Annotated in this window: 14 protein-coding genes; 8 read left to right on the top strand and 6 right to left on the bottom strand. The window is 36.5% G+C overall.

What is annotated here, in order from left to right:
* Nucleotides 1–7 precede the first annotated feature (7 nt).
* Together MW688_RS04145 and MW688_RS04140 are read left to right on the top strand one after the other, a co-directional pair.
* Nucleotides 8–2,917, top strand: a complete 2,910-nt coding sequence (locus MW688_RS04145; protein WP_486734655.1) for an ATP-binding protein — start codon at nt 8–10, stop codon at nt 2,915–2,917.
* Between the two features lie 379 nt (nt 2,918–3,296).
* Nucleotides 3,297–3,515 carry a type II toxin-antitoxin system HicB family antitoxin gene (locus MW688_RS04140; protein ID WP_486734654.1) on the top strand — a complete coding sequence of 73 codons (219 nt, stop codon included), beginning with the start codon at nt 3,297–3,299 and terminating at the stop codon, nt 3,513–3,515.
* A gap of 410 nt (nt 3,516–3,925) precedes the next feature.
* Here MW688_RS04140 and MW688_RS04135 read toward each other — a convergent pair whose 3' ends face one another.
* Nucleotides 3,926–4,378: an FkbM family methyltransferase gene (locus MW688_RS04135; protein WP_486734653.1), complete on the bottom strand. Its 453-nt coding sequence runs from the start codon at nt 4,376–4,378 to the stop codon at nt 3,926–3,928.
* Between the two features lie 76 nt (nt 4,379–4,454).
* Here MW688_RS04135 and MW688_RS04130 point away from each other — a divergent pair, with 76 nt between their 5' ends.
* The 4 genes from MW688_RS04130 (at nt 4,455) to MW688_RS04115 (ending at nt 8,595) form a co-directional block, all read left to right on the top strand.
* The gene (locus tag MW688_RS04130; RefSeq protein WP_486734652.1) at nt 4,455–5,759 is read left to right on the top strand and encodes an ABC transporter substrate-binding protein; all 1,305 of its coding nucleotides are present in this window, start codon (nt 4,455–4,457) and stop codon (nt 5,757–5,759) included.
* Nucleotides 5,760–6,074: 315 nt separating this feature from the next.
* The gene (locus tag MW688_RS04125) at nt 6,075–6,386 is read left to right on the top strand and encodes a hypothetical protein (RefSeq protein ID WP_486734651.1); all 312 of its coding nucleotides are present in this window, start codon (nt 6,075–6,077) and stop codon (nt 6,384–6,386) included.
* Nucleotides 6,364–6,882 carry a hypothetical protein gene (locus MW688_RS04120; RefSeq protein ID WP_486734650.1) on the top strand — a complete coding sequence of 173 codons (519 nt, stop codon included), beginning with the start codon at nt 6,364–6,366 and terminating at the stop codon, nt 6,880–6,882. Before MW688_RS04125 ends, MW688_RS04120 begins: the two co-directional genes overlap by 23 nt.
* Before the next feature lie 714 nt (nt 6,883–7,596).
* Nucleotides 7,597–8,595 (top strand): glycosyltransferase, encoded by a 999-nt coding sequence (locus MW688_RS04115; protein ID WP_486734649.1) that lies wholly within the window; start codon nt 7,597–7,599, stop codon nt 8,593–8,595.
* 740 nt (nt 8,596–9,335) lie between these two features.
* Here MW688_RS04115 and MW688_RS04110 read toward each other — a convergent pair.
* On the bottom strand, nt 9,336–10,022 hold the full coding sequence (locus MW688_RS04110) for a class I SAM-dependent methyltransferase (RefSeq protein WP_486734648.1): 687 nt from the start codon (nt 10,020–10,022) through the stop codon (nt 9,336–9,338).
* A 563-nt stretch (nt 10,023–10,585) separates the two neighbouring features.
* Between MW688_RS04110 and MW688_RS04105 the strand changes: the two genes are divergently transcribed.
* Nucleotides 10,586–11,164 (top strand): DUF411 domain-containing protein, encoded by a 579-nt coding sequence (locus MW688_RS04105; RefSeq protein WP_486734647.1) that lies wholly within the window; start codon nt 10,586–10,588, stop codon nt 11,162–11,164.
* Between the two features lie 29 nt (nt 11,165–11,193).
* Nucleotides 11,194–12,672: a multicopper oxidase family protein gene (locus MW688_RS04100; protein ID WP_486734646.1), complete on the top strand. Its 1,479-nt coding sequence runs from the start codon at nt 11,194–11,196 to the stop codon at nt 12,670–12,672.
* Here MW688_RS04100 and MW688_RS04095 read toward each other — a convergent pair.
* The 4 genes from MW688_RS04095 to argZ form a co-directional block, all read right to left on the bottom strand.
* Nucleotides 12,669–16,424: an AAA-like domain-containing protein gene (locus MW688_RS04095; RefSeq protein ID WP_486734645.1), complete on the bottom strand. Its 3,756-nt coding sequence runs from the start codon at nt 16,422–16,424 to the stop codon at nt 12,669–12,671. The two genes, MW688_RS04100 and MW688_RS04095, sit on opposite strands and share 4 nt — an antisense overlap.
* 262 nt (nt 16,425–16,686) lie before the next feature.
* Complete coding sequence (locus tag MW688_RS04090; protein ID WP_486734644.1) at nt 16,687–17,814, bottom strand: NAD(P)/FAD-dependent oxidoreductase; 1,128 nt, start codon at nt 17,812–17,814, stop codon at nt 16,687–16,689.
* Nucleotides 17,807–18,769: a hydroxymethylbilane synthase gene (gene hemC / locus MW688_RS04085; protein WP_486734643.1), complete on the bottom strand. Its 963-nt coding sequence runs from the start codon at nt 18,767–18,769 to the stop codon at nt 17,807–17,809. The genes MW688_RS04090 and hemC overlap by 8 nt, the downstream gene beginning before the upstream one ends.
* 68 nt (nt 18,770–18,837) lie before the next feature.
* Nucleotides 18,838–20,958, bottom strand: coding sequence for a bifunctional arginine dihydrolase/ornithine cyclodeaminase (argZ, locus tag MW688_RS04080; protein WP_486734642.1), 2,121 nt, complete (start codon nt 20,956–20,958; stop codon nt 18,838–18,840).
* Between the last annotated feature and the right edge of the window lie 388 nt (nt 20,959–21,346).

The following is a 21,346-nucleotide window of genomic DNA, read 5'->3' as shown; positions in this document are numbered from 1 at the left end:
ACAACCTATGAATAAATTTCTGCGCGAAACTTGGGAGTTATTTTATTGGGCAATGTGTTGTCCTTCTAAGCTTCAACAACGTATGAATAAATGGTCTCCTGCTAAGGAGAAAGACGGACAAATACCCGATACCAAATTTTGGGACATTCTTCTATTTAATTTTAACTTTCGTTTTACTACTCAATATTTTCTATTATTACTATTTCTTACTCTACCTTTAACAATTAATATTGCGATTAACAATCAAATCATAGATTGGTTACAAGTACCTTGGGTTTTACTAACATCTTATGTTGCTGGTTTGTGGTTTTTACCCTTCGGATTATCTGTGTCTTTAATTTGGTGGATAGTTTATTTACAAGCACCTGACTTTTGGTTAGATAGATTAAACGAAACACTAGATATTTTACCTCCTCTATATCAAATTGCTATGGGTATTACCACAGGGACAATTATTTTAATCATTACTCATATTCTAATATTTTTGTTTATGCAAAAAAACAGACTTTTTCTATCACGAAGTATTTTTTTTATTGGTCAAACAGTTAGTATTTTACTAGGAAGTTGGTTGGCTACTGAAAATATAGTTTTTGTATTATATTTTAGTTCCATATCATTGTTATTGTCCTTTTTTATGCAAGACCAATTTCTTACTGATAATGATATTAAAATTGCAGCAGGAATTGTAACGGTATTTTTGGTAGGAGTCGTAACACCAGTAGTGGCACTATACGTAGCAGTATTGGTGATAATTTTAGTAGTATTACTGATGATATTATTTGTGGATCAAACTATAGCATCTTTTGTGGCAGTATCAATAGCAATATTAGTAGCAGGAGAAGTAGCACTAAGAGTAACCAAAGAAGTGGTTATAAAAGTGACGAGAAAGATACCAGGAGGAATAATGGGAGGAGTGACAGTACTAGTGGCAGTAGCAATAGCGGTATTATTAGCAGGAGGAATGGCAGCATTTAATAGCTTATCTTGGCGTCCAATTATCTTAGTCTGTGTTTTAGTCGCTTTGACCATTGCACCAACGCAGCAAAAAAGGCTAGGCATCATCACCGCAGCAATATTAACTTTCCTCAGCTTTGAAAATCTTCTTTTAATCTCACCTTTAACAATTCCTTTTACATTACTCGCTTATTATCGAATTTTCCCAGACTATCTGCTGTTAACACCCATTAGTCTTTTATCATCATTTCCTTTACTTGGTGGTTTTCGCCCTAATCCTATAGAAAGTTTAAAACTTCTTCCACCCTACACCACCGAGTTACTATGGCTACCTTTACCTAATCATGATCGCATTTTAATTTCTGCTTTTCGCACTGATGCTTCAGTAGCATTAGAAACCTTTCAGCAAATGCAATCTTTACCCTCACCAGGTCTCCAACAGACGATTAAACAAGCTTTGCCACAAATTATCCCTGACCAATTAATCAAAATCGAAAACTTTCGCGAATTGGTATCTATTGCTAAACCAGAACATCCTTTATTACCCTTATTAGTCCCCACTTTCTATCAATCACAAAGCGAACAAGAATATATTCAACCACAAATATCACCTCTTGTTAAAACAGAAATTGCTATCATGTTGCCGCGCTTTCAAGAGGTTGCCAGAGATGTTGAAGCTGCCTTAGAAGCTAGTAACGCAGCGTTACGGGAGCGAGGTTTAGAGCGCATTTTGAATAAGTTGGGAAGATTATTTACACAATTGCCTGGACTCGGACTTAAACCAGCTATTCAACGTTGGCAACCTGTTATCACTAGATGGCAGGAAATCATTGAACTAGAACTACAAGAACAGAAGAAACAGAGTCAAGGAGAACTATTAAACCCTTTTCAGTATGGTAATCCTATTAGTCTCAATCTAAATTACCTGTTTAAAGGTCGTCAAGCTTTCGCTGATGATATTGTCCGACGTATTCTGAATCGCGATCGCCCAACCCTCATTCTCTACGGACCTCGTCGTTTTGGCAAAACCTCTTTTTTATATAATTTACCACGGCTATTTCCTAGCGATTTATTACCTGTTTTCCTGGATATGCAAAGTGCAGCAGTTACTACCAGTGAAGCAGACTTTTGTCAGGGTTTAGTACGCGCTATTCACAAAGATAGCCGTAGCCAAGATTTAGGGTTACCTGCTCCTCCTAAGCGTAGTGATTTTCAAAAAAGTCCCTATACTGTTTTGGAAGACTGGCTGAATGAAGCTCTTGATAAACTAGGAGATAAACGACTACTACTGAACTTAGATGAATTTGAAAAAATTGGCACTGCTATCAACCAAGGGCGTATAACCCTACGACTATTTGATGAACTGCGCCACCTTATTCAACATTATGATCAATTAGCCTTTCTTTTTTCTGGTGTGAAAACTTTAGAGGAGATTGGTCCTTACTGGAGTAGTTATTTTATCGGTGTCATTCCCATAGAAATGCTTTACCTCGAACTCCACGAAGCTGAAGAATTACTACGAGATCCAGATCCAGAATTTACTCTAGGCTACGATACAGGTATTGTAGAAGAAGTTTTGCGGCTTACTCGTTGTCAACCCTATTTGTTGCAACTTCTTGGCGCAGCAATGGTAACCCAAGCAAATATCAATCACACTCAAACCGTCACCTTAGACCTTTTACAAGCTGCTATTATAGAGGCTTTAACCTATGGTGAACCCTATTTTACTAATATCTGGACAGAATTTACAGGAGATTCACAGGCTGAAATATTAGTAGGCCAACAGTTGCTATATAATCTAGCTCAAGGTAAGCAACCCAACACAGATAGAGATAAAGTTACTGAAACTGTCCTCCAGTACATGACCAGACATCATATTATTGAGCAAATAGATAATAAATATTCCTTTGAAATACCTATAGTTGAGATATGGGTGCGGGAGCGAGCGATACTTACATCTTGAAGGGAGCTTTCGGAGAGGGGGAGCAGGGGAGCAGGGGAGAAGGGGAGAGGGGGAGAAGCATTGGTCAAAAGCTTGGGGCGCGTTCCCAGTATTAGTAGGGTGTGTTAGGGCGAAGCCCGTAACGCACCATAATGAGTAACTTTGGGTAAAGATGCTTTGGTCTGAGTTTAAGGGGTTAGGATCAATTCTTTAACTCATTACTCATTACTTCAAGACTCAACCACCATCAGTAACATTTGGGTTTTGATGCAAGATGTGGGGTTAACCTGTGTACCTCAGTAGACTAAAAAACGCTATATAATACTTTGAAATCAACAATTAATTTTATTTTTGCCTAACATCAGTTATGATAATTTATACAATATTTAAGGAGATTTTCATGAAAGCAGAGTTTACTGCAATTATTGAAGCAGCAACAGAGGGAGGATTTTGGGCAATTTGTCCTGAAATACCTGGTGCCAATGGTCAAGGAGAAACAGTTGAAGAAGCCAAAGAAAGCTTAAAAAATGCAATTAAACTAATTTGTGAAGTTCGTTTAGCTAATATTCGTCGAGAACTATCTAAAGAAGCAATTGAAGAAACAATTTCTCTTCCCTGAAACCTAGAGAATTAGAGAAAAAGTACGTAAACTAGGTGCTATCTCAAGGGTAATGCTTCTTCTCATTCACAAATCAAAGAATTTTTGGCAGACAAAATCCTCAAAAATTTAAATGCAGAATAAATAGTGCGATCGCCTATTTTTTTGTATTTTACAATAAAATAAAAATACTATTTTTATTATTGATAAACAAGCAAGGGGAGAAAGGAATTTTTAAGCTTAGTAAAAAATAAACAGGTGAAGAAAACCTGTTTTTAGCCCCAAATAGATTTCAACTACGAGCCTTAATTTTGAGAATTAGTCTTTCCCTAAATTGGAGATTTCAATGTCATATTGGCCTGGGAATTTGACAATAAGCTGCAATTGGCCCCCTAAACCATCTTCCACAAACTCTCTTAAGGTAGAAAGTTTTAAGTCTTGGCTACGTTCGATTTTAGAAAGTTAATAAAGTCATCAAGAGTGATAAGCTTCACTGCTTGTGACTCAGTTTCACCTTGTTGCTTAACTACTAGAGAGTTTTGACCTGACTTATTGCCAACACTTATAAATGATATTCCGTTTTGAGCAGCTAAAGCCATATTATAGCAGTTAATATTGGCATCATTTTTAGTTGCGTCTTTTAATTTAATAAAAGTTTCATTAACTGGCTCAAAAGAGTATAATTTTGCCTGGGGAAATCTCTTTCTATAGGCAAGAGTCATCGCTCCGATATTGGCACCAACATCAAAAATTGTACTTACATTTAACCTTGGGGAGATTCTGATGATATCTTCTTTGTGATCACAACCAAAGGGCAAGTTTTGTATATTATAGATAAAATATCCCTGTGACTCTAAAACATTTCTAATAAGCTTTTTTAACATATTAAATTCAAGGAAAACCGTCAACTATTATCATATCTTAAAATCTCATATTTTGCTAATCTCTTAGGTTATTTCTATGAAAAAACTGATTGTCTACTTATTTTGCTTTTTATTAAGTTTAGGATTAATTTTATTTACTAGTTTAGAAAATCCCTGGATAAACCCAGTAAATAACCAAGCCAATTTAACCTTGTTAATACCCAAACAAGAAGAAAAAATATGGCAAAGTTTGATTGATAACTTTGAAAAAGATTATCCAAAAATCAAAATTAATCTATCATTAGGACCAAATAGTTCTAATGAATTAGCCGAAATATATTTAAGTGACTTCCAAAAAAAAGAGCCTGAATATGACTTAGTCTATCTCGATATTATTTGGACAGCTCAATTTGCTGAAAACAAATGGCTAAAAGATTTAAGTTCTTTTGATCCAAAATTGACCACCGACAACCTTCATACCCAAGCCTCGGATTTAAACTTAGGGGAAGAGATAACTCAAGAAGAAAAATTCTTAGAGGAGTTTTTAGAAACAGATATTGGCGCAGGCTTCTATCAGGGAAAACTCTATCGCTTACCCTTAGTTTCTGATGTAAGTCTCCTTTACTATCGTCAAGATTTATTAGATAAAATTGGCGCTAAACCCCCTCATTCTTTTGATGAGTTAATTGAAATTGCTCAAACTCTCAAAAGTAGAGGATTAGTAGAACAAGGTTATCTTTGGCAGGGAAGAGAATACGAAGGATTAGTAACTATGTTTGTCGAAATTCTTAGAGGTTTTGGCGGTTCTTGGAATGATGATAATATTGATAAACTGTTAAATCAACCAGAAGCAAAAAAGGCGATTGATTTTCTAGGAAGCTTAATTAAAACCCATCAAGTCTCTCCCCCTTCGGTACTTTCTGACAAAGAATTTGATAGTCGTGATAAATTTAAAGAAGGTAGGGCCGCTTTTTTACGTAATTGGGCCGCAGCCTGGGAAATTATTAATGGAGAAGATTCTAAAGTGCGTGGCAAAGTAGGGGTAGTGGCTATTCCTGCTGTAACTGATTCTTCTCAAAGTTGGAATTGTCAAGGCGGTTGGGGATTAGGTATTGCCAATAAGACAAAATATCCCGAAGAAGCTTGGCAAGCTATTCAGTTTTTTACTAATACTTCTTCAATGCGTTTGTTTGCTAACCAAGGTTATATACCAACTCGTAAAGTACTATTTGAAGACCCACAGTTAATCAAAAAATACCATCATTATCCTGTTATTCGCGAAAGTTTAGAAAATACTGTTTTGCGTTTACCTATTCCTAATTATTTAGAAATATCTCAACGTCTGCAAATGAGCATTCATCAAGCATTATCTGAGTATGTTATTTTCGGTTCTACCGAGTGAACTATGCTAAATCTTCAAAAACTGAGACAGGGCAAGAATTTAAGTTTTTGATGAATTTTTTGAGCTGCATTACTTGCCCTGTCTCAGTCGTATCTATTTAAACCTTGTTTTTAGCATAATTGAGTCTGTAGAACCAAAAGACTCAAAGAATGGTATCAGGATAGTAAGGCAAAGAAGGGAAAAAAAAGGAAAGAAGTAGATGTCGATAAATGCTTTGCACCTTTACTCTCATGGATTTTAAGTTTATGGAATAGTGAGGAAAAGTGGCTGCCATTAGCAATAGATGCAACGTCGGTTGGTCAGAATTTTACGGTGTTGTCTCTTCATGTTCTCTATCAAGGTTGTGGTATTCCAGTTGCTTGGAAAATAGTTAAAGGTACAGAGAAAGGCTCGTGGAAACCTCATTGGCTTCATCTGTTTGAATCATTAAAAGATACAGTACCTCCTGATTGGCAGGTTATCGTTTCGGCAGATAGAGGATTGTATGCCGATTGGCTGTTTAAAGAAATTTGCACTTTGAATTGGCATCCTTTCGGAGAGAATAAATCATCAAGGAACTTATCAAATCGCCGGAGAACAAGAATGGAGATGTTTAGATACAGTAGTGGAAAAAACAGTTGGGAGTAGGTCAGGTAATGTTACTTGTTTTCGCAGCAATCCCCTGGATTGTACTTTATTGGCAAGATGGAACAAAGGTTATCAAGATCCTTGGTTAATTGTTACTGATTTAGAACCAAAACAAAGTAATGCTTTATGGTATGGTTTTCGCTCTTGGATTGAATCAAGCTATCGAGATGTTAAAAGTGACGGATGGCAGTGGCATAAAACCCGATTGAGAGAACCTGCCAGAGCGGAAAGATTATGGTTAGCTATGGCAGTGGCTACTTTATGGGTAGTAACAATGGGTAGTGACGAACAGCGACACCTACGAGAAAACTTGAAAGATAAAGCAATTACTACTGATGATGAAATTCAGCCAAAATCGGAGTTGAAGAAAACTAATCGAAATATTTCTTTTTTTCTACAAGGACTAATCAACATTATCGCCGATTTACTTTGTGACAAAGGTATCTCTTTAAATGGTTTATTTCCACAATCATCTTTTGCCGTGAATAGCTCTTAATCTGCACGATTTCCTTCTTTCTTCCTTGTCTACTTTCCTTCCTTGTCCCCCTGTCTCACCTCCACCAGAATGCTATTGTAAAAAACCTACCCCTGTGAGGGGGGGAGAAGGGAGAGGGGGAGCGGGGGAGCGGGGGAGCAGGGGAGAAGCATTGGTCAAAAGCTTGGTGCGCGTTCCCAGTATTAGTAGTGTTAGGGCGAAGCCCGTAACGCACCAAACATGAGTAACTTTGGGTAAAGATGCGAGGGTCTGAGTTTAAGGGGTTAGGATCAATTCTTTAACTCATTACTCATTACTCATTATTCATCCACCATCAGTAACATCAAGTATAGATGCAAGATTTGAGAGGGGGAATGCTTCTTCTCATTCACAAATCAAAGAATTTTTGGCAGACAAAATCCTCAAAAATTTAAATACAAATACTATTTTTATTATTGATAAACAAGCAAGGGGAGAAAGGGATTTTTCAGCTTAGTAAAAAATAAACAGGTGAAGAAAACCTGTTTTTAGCCCCAAATAGATTTCAACTACGAGCCTTAATTTTGAGAATTAGTGTTTCTGCTCGCTAAATTATATTTTTTATATTATTCTAAATTATGTGGTAAAGTTTTGGCTACATAACCGTTTTTTGAGCTAAGATGCTAAATAGATTATATGACAGCACAGCTAACTACATCGACTAGGTAGATTATCTCTAATGATTTATAGAAACTTATGAATAGTCAGACTCCGCCTATTTTTTTTTACATTTCTAATTTTGAGTGGTTAAGTAACCATCTTCCTGATAGTCCTTCGCAATATCTACCTCACCTGGCTGAAAATAATATAGGTGATGGAGAATATTGTTGGATTTTGCAAACCTATTTACAACTCAGGCAAGTCGCTTTTCCTTGTGAGTTGGTCGGAGAGTTTCCCAAAAAAGGAATTATGATTATACATCGAAATAGTTTACCATTTAACTTTCGAGCTGGGAACGAATTATTGGTAGTTTGCTTGAAAGCTGATAAGCCTCTTAGACCTTATGCTCACTTACACGTAGTCCAAAACCAGGAGGAAACTAAGCGAATTAAGCAAAGTTATTATATTCCTCATTGGCCTCAGCCTGGTTTAATTAAGAGAGATAGCAGCAGGGGCGATCGCTTAGAAAGAGTCGCTTTTTTTGGTACAGGGGGTAATATCGCCTCTGATTTATTAGATCCTGCTTGGAAAGAAAAACTAAAGAGTTTGGGTATGACTTGGGTATTCAAAAATCGTTCTCAGTGGAATGATTTTAGCGATGTAGATGTAATTGTAGCAATACGTAAATTTGGCGAAAACAGTTACGGATCATGGAAACCACCTACCAAACTGTTTAATGCTTGGAAGGCAGGGGTTCCAGCTATTTTAGGTCCAGAACCTGCCTTTCAAGAACAACGCCAAAGTTGTTTAGATTACCTAGAAGTTAATTCTTTAGCTGAAACTGTTGCCGCTTTGATTCGCTTACGAGATGAACCTCAATTTCGCCAGGCTATGGTAGAAAACGGGCAAAAACGTGCTCAAGAAGTGAGTGATGAGAAAATATTACAGTACTGGCAAGATTTTTTGCAGCTAGTGGCTATCCCAGCTTACTATCATTGGTATAACTTGCCCTATTTACAAAAACAGTTGTACTGGAGTTCCAAGTATCTTCGAGTTAAATTAAAAGCCGCTCAGGAAAAATTTTTTCCTACTTGATTTCGAGGTGTGACAACTTCTAAATTAGCTAACTTCACATCTTCGAGCAGTACATTTCTCTAATTCATACAAAAGTCAAAAAAGGACTAGTGGTATGTCAAATTTTAATTTAGGGATAAAATCTCTTGAAGGTGACAACTTTTGTTGAATAGGTTAGCAGGTGTTAGGTTTTTTTGGCCACTTACTTTCAAGTTAAAATTGCTCAAAGAGTATAATTTTACCGGTGGAAATCTTTTTCTATATGAAAAAACTGATTGGGGTGCATCCCAGTTAGACATAAGCATAAATACTTATTTTAGAGATGGAGTTTCATTTTAGCGGGCGCTCGCTAATCAAAGAATTAGTGGGCGCACTGGCTTCCCCAGATCTGCCTTCGGCAGGTCGCCAATAATAGACAATAAAAGATAAAGTTCTGGGAAAATAGAATAAAGAAAAAAGCGAGGTCAGATAATTATGTCTCAGATGCCACCAGAAGAACAAGTTAAAGCTTGCTAACTATAATCTCTTCTTCTCAAGTATTCTACATTTTTTTCTTAATAATAATTTCTTTATTTATTTTTCAGAAGAAAAAACAGTTCAAAGTCTTACTATCAAAGGCTTACAACTTTAGTAAAATTTTAGAATGAAACAGCCCTGGCCCTAGAAACCGGACGTGGGTAGAGTTTTCTCTCCATCATTGCCTGGAGACCTCTATTTCTCTATTTTCTTGAGGCATACTAAATACGCAAGACCCAATTTCTTCAAGCTACAGAATCTGAGATAAAAGAATATATATTTTCATATTCTATAGTTCTCATCCACTTGACATAGTTTTTAAAATAGTCAAAAAATCTTAACCGAGCAAAATTTACATTTTTCCCTAAGTCCAAAAGGTCGGAATTTGGTCTTATTCTAATAACACCAATACCTTGATCAATTAAACATGTTGCCGTATCAATATTAGGATAAGTTCTTGCTTCTACTATAGCTTTCCACACATCACCAGTCCATATTTTTTGCTCTCTTGGTACAGCCTGCATACCTATATCTCTTGGCAAACAATCGTGTAGCAATATTGTACCATTTTCGTTTAGTGATTTGATACTGTTTAAAATATCTTTTTTAACTTGAGCATATTCGTGCAAGCCATCTATAAAAATTAGATCAAATTTTTCATTATTAGATGCAAAAAACTGATCAGATGTTTTTCTAATAGTTCCTCCGTTGGCAGGATCTACTCCCACTTTGTTTGGAGCAATAACCTTGTTAAACAGCGTGTTAGCAGCGCAACCTATCTCCAAATAATTTTGATAGTTATATTTTTGTATTAAAGAATTGACTAATTCTTGACGTTGCGGTTTATTTTTCCAGTCAAACTCTATAAATTGAGTATTCTCTTCTCCAAAAAATAATCTAGAGATTTTCCTGATTCTATACTTTCTTGACATTTTACGTCTTTTTAACAAATAATATTAGCATTACTAGTTTACCTAATAATTTTCTCAATGTCAGTAGATGGAAAACTTTAGTTTATTAACTTTGGCTCCTGAGAAAAATTGAAAATTAAGTTTACTTGAAAGATTTAAAATAAATAAAACTAATTTTATTAACGATCTCGAAGAGATCTCGCCTTTGGCGAGTGCGCGTATAACTCAGTTATACCAGAATCTCAATGAAATAGTAATACTACAATTAAAATAATGTATTGTCATAAATTAAACGGACTTGATCTTGTCAGGAAATCCTGACATAATTTGGTGCGTTACGGGCTTCGCCCTAACACACCCTACTAATGCTGCTTCAAAACTTCAAGACTTCAAACTCATTACTCATTACTCATGTTTGGTGCGTTACGGGCTTCGCCCTAACACACCCTACTCATACTGCTCCCGGTGCTCCCGGTGCTCCCGAAGCTCCCCCTCTCCCGAAGCTCCCCCTTGACTCTCTAGTGAACTGTAGAGTTTACAATATTAGAATAAGATAAAAAAATTAATTATTTGTTCAAATAATCATGTCAAAACTTCTATCCAAAATAATTATTGCTTCAGGGGCGCTAACTGCTACAGTAATTGGGTCTTTTTACTTAAGTTCTGCTTCTAGTGCAAATAATCTGATAATTAGCAATGACTTGTCAGTCTCTAATAATCATCAGGAATTAGCTAGTCTCGTGAGTGTTTGGGACCAAGAAACCGAAGAAAATTATTCAGGAGAAACTAATATGACTGTATATCGTAGTCCTTCTTGTGGTTGCTGCGGTGCCTGGATAGAACATGCTAAGAAACATGGCTTCAACATCGAAGATATTCAAACTAACGATATGGAAGCTATCAAACAAAAATATAATATTCCACCAGAACTATACTCTTGTCACACAATTATTATTGATGGTTATGTGATGGAAGGACACATTCCTGCTGATGATATTAAACGTTTCTTAACAAATCAACCAGAAATGGCAGGTTTAGCTGTACCAGGAATGCCAATAGGAACACCAGGAATGGAGGCTAGAGATATCAAACAACCATTTCAAGTATTGGTATTCAATGACCAAGGAGAAATCGAAGTATTTAGAGAATATCAATCCTATTAAATTCTAGAGGTTTTCTAGCAGAATAAGTTATGGTTAAATTCAACCGTCGTCAGTTTATAACCATAGGTGCTGTAGGTGTAGGAATAACTCTGATTGATAATTGGTTGTCTCAAAATCTTTCTAATCAAGGGGCAACCTTAGCAACATCTGAGACTCTACCTTTATATCAAAGCAGTAATGGGTTACTAGAATTAGATTTAGAAGCAAGTGAGAGTCTAGTAGATTTAGAGAAGCAACAAGGATACCTGTTGACTTATAACAGGCAAATACCTGGTCCTCGTTTAGAAGTAAAACCAGGAGAAAAAGTTCGCATTCACTTTACTAATAATCTCAATCAGCCTACGAATATTCATTATCATGGCTTACATATACCAATTACAGGTAATGGGGATAATGTTTTTCTGAAAATAGAACCAGGTAGAAAATTTACCTATGAATTTACTATCCCAGATAATCATCCCTCTGGTACATTTTGGTATCACCCTCACTTACATGGCTTGGTGGCAGAACAGTTATTTGGAGGTTTAGCGGGATTATTTATAGTACGAGATGAGTTCGATGAGATTCCTGAACTAAAATCAGCCCAAGAAGAATTTATTGTCCTGCAAGACTTTTCTCTTGACAATGATGGTAGGCTGTCAAACTCAGCAAATATGTCTCTAATGATGGGACGAGAAGGTGATTTAATCACAGTTAATGGTAAACTTAACCCCAGTATTAATCTAGGCAAAAGCAAATTACTTCGCTTAAGGATTCTCAACGCTTCTCCTTCTCGTTTTTATAGATTAGTTCTAGAAGACCATTCTTTTTATCAAATCGCTACCGATGGTCATAGTTTAAATCAACCAATCGAACTAAATGAATTACTCCTGACACCAGGACAACGAGCCGATGTTTTAGTGAAAACTGAAAAACCAGAAGGACAGTATCGCTTACTCAATTTACCCTACAACCGAGGCAGTATGGGTATGATGGGTGGAGGTATGAGGGGTGGAGGCATGAGGGGTAGAGGTATGAGAGGTGAAAATAACAATGATGAGTTGATAAGTTTGGCAACTATCAATTATGAACCTGCTGTTGATTCTCTAGCTTTCCCCACTAAGTTAGCTTCTATATCTAGATTACAAGAACCCCAAACAGTAAGACGCTTTGAATTAAATCATGGTATGAGTCCGGGGATCGGTATAGCTTTTCTGATCAATGGTGAATATTATCAAGGCGATCGCCTTAACACTGAAGTCCAACTCAATTCTATAGAAGATTGGGAAATAGCTAATACAGGAGTTATGGATCATCCTTTTCATATTCACGGCAATGCTTTTCAAGTTATTAGTCGCAATAATCAACCTGAATCAATACTTGCTTGGCGAGATACAGTATTAGTTAAAAGAGGTGAAACTGTTCGTATTCGCATACCTTTTCATGATTTTACCGGAAAAACAGTTTATCACTGTCACATCCTCGATCATGAAGATTTGGGCATGATGGGTAACTTAATTATTTCTTAATGGTTATGGCAAGATTCAGCAGTCTTTGAATTATATGCTTTATATTCTGCTAAATATGTTTCCCATTCTTGAAGAGTAACATTACGGCTTAATAAAGGGTAAACTTCTTTAACTAGAAAATCTTCTAAATTATTTAAACGTATTTGAATTAACTCCTGGGGAAGAGCGATCGCCAAATAATCATACTCACCATCTCTTCTAAACACTATATCTTCAATTGGGTCTGACTGGGTAAAATTGAGTAAAGGCTGACAAGTACTATGAGAGATAATTGATTTACATTGATCCACTTGCCATAATTGTAGCTGATTTTTCACTGTTAGGGTAGCTACATAGCGCCCATCTGGGCTTAAGCTTACTTTAGTGATATGATCAGGGTGATTAATCGTAACTTCTCGCTGAATCTTCTCTAGTTTCCATATCTCCAGAATTTTTTGTTCTCTTACTATGGGGAGATAATTACCCTTAGTACTAACTTTTCCTAACTGATAAGATTGATTATTAGTTAATTGCTTACAATTGATTTTACTTAAATTTGATGTTCTCCAAACACATAGATTATTCTTTTGACTTAGAGTCGTTAAAAATTCTTGATTTTCTCCCCCCCTTAACTCCTTAGCCGTATTTAATGCTTTTAAGAGTTCTTCTGAAACTGCATTTTCTCCTAATTTGGATAATTTTATTAATAACAACTCGTCATCTTCTTTATTTTGATCAAAAACTATCAAATAGTCATTTTCTAGCATATAGACAACTCTGTTATTTGGCTGCATTTTCCCAATTATTTGAGCATTTTCTAATTTTAGAGAATTCCCCAAATACCAGCGACGTAATTTAGCATCATCGGCAAGAGTAAATAGATAGTTTTCATCATTACTGATAACTAATTGATGAACATTATCAGGATGTATGAGTTCAGATTTTTTCTGCCATTGATGATTCTCTATATTTTTGTGCCAAACTTGAACTTTGTTATTACTAACAATTGTTAAATAATTACCTTGGGGACTTACATAAATGGTATCAATATTACTATCTAAACCAAAATCAAGATCAATCTGATTATCTAGAGTAGCTGTGTTTAAATCCCAAATTTTCAGAATATTTTGCTCCTCTTGAGTCATTAAGTAATTATTATCTAAATAAAATTCTAAATTAGACCATATTTGTGCTGATTTTAGATATTTTACACCTTTGTTAGACAGACTATCCCAGATTTTTACTGTATAATCCCAACTCACAGTAACAATTTCTCCAGTATTAACAAATGTTCCCTCTATTACTGGTGTTTCGTGAAACATTTGAGTGAGTATATTTCCGGTTTGAATTGACCAAAGTTTTGCCCTATTATTATCAGTGCCAACTAGTACATATTTACTATCAGGACTAAATTTAACAAAGTTAATTTGACTTTGGTGTTTAAAGATTTTACCAGTAAATTTTTGCTTATCTAATGCCCATAGTTTAACCATATTTTCAGCAGTCGCCACCGCTAAATATTGGTTATTGGGACTAAAATCAATAGATAAGATAGAAAAATCTAAATTAAACTTTTGAAGACTTTTCTCAGTTAAACTATCCCAGTTATTATTGCTTGGAATATAAACGAAGTAAAGAATACTGTTAGAGGCGATCGCCAATAATTCCCCTCCAGGATTAATAGCTAAATCATTAATACCTGATTCCAGTTGAAGGGTAGTTAAAGTTTCACCAGTAGAAATCTCCCACACCTTAACTACCCCATCTAAATCTCCAGTAATTAAATATTTGCCATCACTAGTAAATTCCATAGCCAGAATACTAGTTTGATGCAATTGAGAAGATGTAAGCAACTTACCTGTATCTTGGTCAAAGATTTGCACATTTCCTTGATTATTAGCAAAAGCGATATATTGATTATCAGCACTAAATGTCAGGGCACTTATGGCACTATGATGGTTAAGAGAATTAATTTGAGAAAAGCATTGACTAGAGAGACTAGAGTTTTTTTCGCCACGCCAAATACTAGTTACACCATCTAAACTACTCGTTGCTAACTCTGGAGGATTATTGCTAAAAGCAGCTACACCGAGGCTGGGATTTTCTAGACTATTGATTGGATGAGTAGTTATTGTTTTCTCACTAGATTGACAATAACTACTGCTATTAGGGTTTAAAATCTGTTTCTCATATTGAGTTAATAAAGCTAACCTTTGATAAAAAGGAAGTTGTAAAAACATTGAGGGTTGATATTGCCAAGCTTTAGTATACAGCAACATACTCAATTCTAAATCATCTTCAGATTTTGATTCAGCAGTTTTAACTAGTCTTTCTGCTATATACTGCTGTTGCTGTTGTTGATATTGATAGCTAATAAAGCTAAAAACTGAAGCAATAGTTAAAACTGTAAAACTTGCCAAACCAGCTATGATTTTATATGCCCTTTTATTTTCTTCTGTGACTTTTAACTTAGCTTCTAAAGCTTCTGCCTTAGCTTGTTGAGTTTTTCTTTCTATTTGTTGAATCGATTGATATAAAAATTCTAAATCTTCTTTATTGAGGCGCTTATCGTCTGAAGTCCACTGTTGAAATTTGATTAATTCTGTTGTTGTCAAAAGCGCTGATTGATTATGGCGATTATAACGTAACCAAAGAGTTAATTTATTTACATACCATGTTGGTTTTTTATCTGAGAGTCTTTTAATAAGTTCTGTTTGAATCCACTCCAAGTTAAAAATCTGGCTATAAATTCTATTATTGATGACTAAATATTGATTATCTTTGACTACTAACCCTGATAGTATTAACTCAATTTTTGCTTGTTCTTTATTACTATACTCAACTTGATTATAAATAATATCTTGATAAGTAATTAGTATTTTTACTGCTAAGTCTTCTTGATATAATAGGCGATCTTTAATTGTTTTTAAGTGTTGAGGATGGTCTTTGGCTTCCCAATTGTCTAGAATATGAGTTTTAACAAAGTTATCAATATTGGGGTTTTTATCTTCCCCTACGGTATCACTTAACAACTGTAATAATTTAACAGTTAAAAATGGTTGTCCTCCAGTCCAAGCTAAAATTTCTTTGAGTATTTGTGAAGGGTTATCTAGTTTATTTGCCAAACCCCGAGTTAAGGGTTTTTCTGCCTCAGAAAAAGTAAATCCCTGTAACTCTATCGCCGTACCAATATTAAAAGGGGTATTTTCTTTGTTATCTATCAAATAAGAAGGGGTTGTTACTCCTAATAAACAGAAAGTTAGGCGTTGATATTGACTATTTACAGCTCGTTTATTATAACAGGAGCGAATCAAGCGAAAAAAATCATCTGTGGAGAAATTTAAGCTTAAAACTATATCAATTTCGTCAATAAAAATCACAATATTTTGGTTTATTTGCCCTAGTAATATTTCTTCAAAAAACCGATGACACTTGGCTAGTATATTGGGTTCTTTTCTCTCATCCCACCAATCAAAGATATCAAAATCCGGTAGTAAATTACTAGCAATTTCATCAATGATAGTGAGATACCAAGATTCTAAAGTTGTTTCGGTATCAATGGCACTTAAATCAATATAAGCAGAGACAATATCATGGTTTTCTAGTTTTTTCCTAACTTGAGCTTGTAAACTAGATTTACCTGTTTGACGAGAATTAAAAACATAGCAAAATTCTCCCCTAATTAAACTTTGTAATAGTTGATTATCTGCCTTTCTTTCTACATATTGAGGATTGTTTGGAGGTAATGTTCCTCCGAGTTGGTATTTCATCATTTTATACCCGAGAACAAAACACCTCTGCTTTTAGGCTATCCTTTATAATGAACTCACCAAACCCTTGTATAGCTCCGGGAGAGGGGGAGCAGGGGAGCTCCGGGAGAGGGGGAGAAATTTTAAGTAAAATTACTGAATTTACTAATTAAATGTATATTTTTATACATTATTTTCTTAAACAAAATCTCAAAAAGCACATTACCACAAGTAACGGGTTTTGTCAAGTTTTATGTTAAGAAAGATGTTTATAAAGGATAGGCTTTTAGGGCGGAGTTGGTGAATCTAACAAACTATTTATAACTTCATCTTGACATGTTTTCAGCCAACGGGCATAGTGACGGGCTAAGGCGGGAGCAATAACAAAGGTAGAAGTAAAACCTGTAAAAAGCTGAATACCTTGATAATCGCTAATAGGGCCCACGGGAGGGCGTTGAGGATTAGCAAAAGTCACTAGGCAACTATGGAGAGTACCGGGTAAATTTGCTAAACTAGGGAGTAAACTGGCCATCTCTCTGCGAATTCTTGTTTCTCCATCACCCCAATCACCCCTACCTACTTGACTAATTTGACCAAGTAGTAATTTCCCATTAGTTAAGGGTGCAGCGCCTAAATCTAAAACACTGCCACTTTTTACCTTTTCTAGCTCAATTCTTTGCAAATTAGCGGGCATAATAATATGCTGCAAGGGAATATCTACGGGAGCGGTTACAATTACCTGTGCCTCGCTGTAACTTATCTCTAAGGGAATATTTGCAGTTGCTAACAGTTGATTACTAAAAGCTCCCGCACACAGTATGGTATTTTCAGCTAAATAAGTACTATCGACGGTGTTTACTCCTTCAATAGTGTTGCCTCTATTTACTAACTTAACTACTTCTACTTCCTTAAATTCTCCCCCCAGGCGAGTAAATGCTTGGTGATAGGCTTGAATCATGGCTACGGGATTAACTTGGGCGTGAGGTAAACGTAAAACCCCGGATATGGCTTCGGGGTTTAATAGAGGTTCTTGTTTACAAGCAGCTTCGGGTGTTAATAGTTCTGGTGCGATCGCAAATTTTTGATATTCTTGTTGATAGGATTCCGGGTTATCAGTAGGGGGAATAGTTAATAACAAGTCTATGTCCCGAAATTGAGTATCATATTCTAATTCGGCACTTAAATGGCGATGCAGTTCAATTCCTTCGCTACATAGTTGTTTAGTAAAACTATTAGTACCTGACCAATAAGCTAAACCTCCATAACTATATTGGGTGGCACTCTCAGTTACTAGGGCCTTATCTAGCAGTAAAACTCTCAAACCAAGTTTCACTAATTCGTAGGCAAGACAGGCACCAGTAATCCCGGCACCTATCACAATCTGATCATAAGTAGAAGAATTGGAGTTAACCACGGTTAATTTCCTGGAAGATTGCCTCTAGAATTTCGCCTGCACCCTGTTTACGGAGTTTTTCAGCTAATTCTATACCAATTGCTTCTGCTTCTACAGCTTTCCCGGTAATTTGGTCTTTGATTAATTTTTGTCCATCGAGACTAGCAACCATGCCAATCAGAGTTAAATCTTCTCCGTCTAGAGAAGAATTAACCCCAATCGGTACTTGACAGCCTCCCTCTAATTGTCTTAAAAAAGACCTTTCAGCTAAACAGCGATCGCGCGTTGGTATATCTTCTAAGGCGCGAATCACCTTTAGTATTTCCGTATCCCCCTCACGGCATTCTATCCCCAAGGCACCTTGTCCTACGGCGTGGAGAGAGATTTCTGGAGGAATCTCCTGATGAATGCGATCGCTCATTTCTAATCTTTCTAATCCAGCTACAGCCAGAATAATAGCATCATAATCCCCTGCATCCAATTTAGCTAGACGGGTATTAACATTTCCCCGAACATCTTTAAACTCTAGATGAGGGAAATAGTGGCGTAATTGGGCGAGACGTCGTAGGGAGGAGGTTCCAATCACGGCGCCTGGGGGAAGAGATTGCAACTGTTTATCTTGATGTTTGCTATTTACTACCAAGGCATCAGCCGGGTTAACTCTTTGGGTGATACACCCTAACATTAAACCTTCGGGTAAATTAGTAGGTAAATCTTTGAGAGAATGTACAGCTAAATCTGTATCTTGATTCAGCATTCCTACTTCTAACTCTTTAGTAAATAAACCCTTATCACCGATTTTAGCAAGGGCTACATCGAGAATTTTATCTCCTTGGGTACTAAGAGAACATACTTCAAAAGTTATTTCAGGAAATTTTGCTTCTAATTCTGCCTTTACCCAGTGAGTTTGTACTAAAGCTAGTTGACTTTGGCGCGAACCTATGCGAATTGTGCGAGATGGACTAGAAATGGTCATTTTTGCTGTTTATTGCTCAATTTTTTGCTCTTTTGAGTAACAGTAGTTGTTTACTGTTACTCTGGTTTTTATACTTCTGAGGGGACATCGTAGCGACTTGTTAAACTATCTAGTTGTTTAACTAATAAGCTCAGGAATAAACCGACATCGGTAACAATGCCTACAGATTCCACGGAACCGCGATCGCTCAACTTAGTAACTACAGAGGGGTTAATATCCACACAGACCATTTTTACTCCAGCGGGGGTCATATTGCCTACACCAATTGAATGCAGCATTGTAGACAACATCAGAATCATATCTGCCCCTTCAATCAGACGAGAGTATTCAGTTTGGGCTTTAATTAAATCCATCTCTGTTTCTGGTAAAGGACCATCATCACGAATAGAACCTGCTAAACAAAAAGGAACTTGATTGCGGATACATTCATACATGATTCCCCGAGTCAATACACCCTTTTCTACAGCTTGGGCGATGCCACCACAGCGGCGAATAGTATTAATTACCTTAAGGTGATGACGATGACCACCACTTACAGGAGTACCTCGCTGCATATCTACACCGAGGGAAGTTCCCATCAGAGATTGTTCGATATCGTGAACGGCGATGGCGTTACCTCCGAGTAAAGCTTGTACATAGCCTTCTTTAACGAGGCGACTCAAATGTTGTGAACCTCCGGTATGAATAACCACAGGACCTGCTGTTACTACTACTTTGCCCCCTTGGTCACGAATATGACGCATTTCCCAGGCAATTTGTTCTACTAATAATTCTACACGGCGCTCACTAGATACACCTGCACCCATAAAGCTAAACTCTTGACTAGCACTAGATTCTTTTCCTACTGATTTACGAGCAGTTCTAATGCCTTCGACACCGACAATCACTTCATCTCCTACTTCTAGGTCTCTGATTAACTTACAACGAGCCGAGACTCCTTGACCATTTTTCTCCACGGCGATTGCGGCATCCATGCGTTGATGAGTGACTTTTATCCATTCACAGTTAACCCGAACTTCCGTGGGATAGATTGTTGTGACATAAAAATCATCTGGTGCTACACCCGGTTGAGTTACTTTTTCTAGATTGGTATCACAGGTTTCAGCCGGAGGCGCCATAGCACCCAAATCAATTAGTTGAGCCATAATATCTTCCATCAACTCATGAGAAGGTGCAGACACTTTCACTTCAGCTTGAGATTTACTTGCTCTTTGTTCCCCTAATTGAAAATTAAGGACTTGGAAACTGCCTCCTGATTCAACAATTGCATCTAAAGCCCTATTCATAATCCCCGCATCAAGAAGATGGCCTTCTAGACGAATACTTCGGCTTTCTAGAGGCATATTGGCGTGAACATCTTCCAAAATTGGTTCAGTTACCCTGAGGGTTAAACATTTAGAAGCACCTCCTGCTTTGAGAAACTCAGTCAGGGGGGTTTCAATCACTTGGAAACCCACGGCGCTTAGACGTTTTTTTAACTCTTCACTGGCACGATTAAGAATTACCACTGAGTTAATATTGACTGCATTACAGGAAAAATTAACTGCATCTGCCTCCTCAATAGGAATCAGTTTTTCTTCAGGTATACGCATTTCAATCAAGCGATTAGAATAACCATCAAAAGCGGGAGGATAATATAGTAAATAACCACCAGTGAGGGGACAAAAACAAGTATCTAGGTGATAAAATCTTTCGTCAACTAAACGTAAGGATAAAACCTCTGTATCTAACCATTTAGCCAAATAGGGATGTGAATCTAATTCTGAACGAAATCCGTACCCTGCCCATAACCAGCGGCCTTCGCGGTCAAATAGGGCATCTCCTGCTCCTTCAAAGGGTAAATCTTGGGGTAATTCGTAAACTGTGAAGCCATTTTCTTTAAACCAGTCTCTAAAATAGGGTTCTTCCCCCTGACGTTCAGGATGGAAAAAACGACTCAATACTACATCTTTGCCTAAAACTAAGCCAGCATTGGCGGTAAATACCATATCTGGCCATCCTTTTTGTGGCTCTACCAAATCTACGATTGCATGTTCTTTTATTATTTTGTATAGTTTTTCCCATTGTGCTGCTGCTTTTGATTGGGAGGACTTATGTATGTTTCCTTCCATCCAAGGGTTAATTACATAGTCAACATCATAGTGTGCTGGTGAACACATCAAAAAGCGGATTGATTCTGATTCAGTCATAATCTCATTCAATTGTTTGTCACTAAAAGTTACTATAAAGCTACGAGCCAGCTATTTATAGACCAACTTTTTATTATAAACCTTTTTAATCATTTTTCTAAATAACTTTAAAGATTAATTATAGCAAGCTCGCAAGTAGATGTTTACAACTGTGATAAAAAGCCCATATCAAAGCACCAGAACTTATGTACTAAATTAACCTCAGAAAAAGTTCATTTCTCTTTCGCCTAAGATCTTACACTCGGTCAACCAATTTTTAAGCGTTGAGCATTAATTCTTTAACTCATTACTCCAAAACTCCAAGACTTCAAGACTTCAAAACTTCAAGACGTCTTACTCATTACTCATTACTCATTACTCATTACTCATTATTCATCCACAACCAGTA

The sequence above is a fragment of the Johannesbaptistia floridana genome, assembly GCF_057440575.1.
Note: the sequence above shows the minus strand (reverse complement) of the source record. Positions and strands in the feature narration are given on the sequence as shown.

Bases quoted from the DNA above. Each gene is read 5' to 3' on its own strand.
- MW688_RS04145 (WP_486734655.1), top strand. From the start codon at position 8: ATGAATAAATTTCTGCGCGAAACTTGGGAGTTATTTTATTGGGCAATG.
- MW688_RS04140 (WP_486734654.1), top strand. From the start codon at position 3,297: ATGAAAGCAGAGTTTACTGCAATTATTGAAGCAGCAACAGAGGGAGGA.
- MW688_RS04135 (WP_486734653.1), bottom strand. From the start codon at position 4,378: ATGTTAAAAAAGCTTATTAGAAATGTTTTAGAGTCACAGGGATATTTT.
- MW688_RS04130 (WP_486734652.1), top strand. From the start codon at position 4,455: ATGAAAAAACTGATTGTCTACTTATTTTGCTTTTTATTAAGTTTAGGA.
- MW688_RS04115 (WP_486734649.1), top strand. From the start codon at position 7,597: ATGAATAGTCAGACTCCGCCTATTTTTTTTTACATTTCTAATTTTGAG.
- MW688_RS04110 (WP_486734648.1), bottom strand. From the start codon at position 10,022: ATGTCAAGAAAGTATAGAATCAGGAAAATCTCTAGATTATTTTTTGGA.
- MW688_RS04105 (WP_486734647.1), top strand. From the start codon at position 10,586: ATGTCAAAACTTCTATCCAAAATAATTATTGCTTCAGGGGCGCTAACT.
- MW688_RS04100 (WP_486734646.1), top strand. From the start codon at position 11,194: ATGGTTAAATTCAACCGTCGTCAGTTTATAACCATAGGTGCTGTAGGT.
- MW688_RS04095 (WP_486734645.1), bottom strand. From the start codon at position 16,424: ATGATGAAATACCAACTCGGAGGAACATTACCTCCAAACAATCCTCAA.
- hemC (WP_486734643.1), bottom strand. From the start codon at position 18,769: ATGACCATTTCTAGTCCATCTCGCACAATTCGCATAGGTTCGCGCCAA.
- argZ (WP_486734642.1), bottom strand. From the start codon at position 20,958: ATGACTGAATCAGAATCAATCCGCTTTTTGATGTGTTCACCAGCACAC.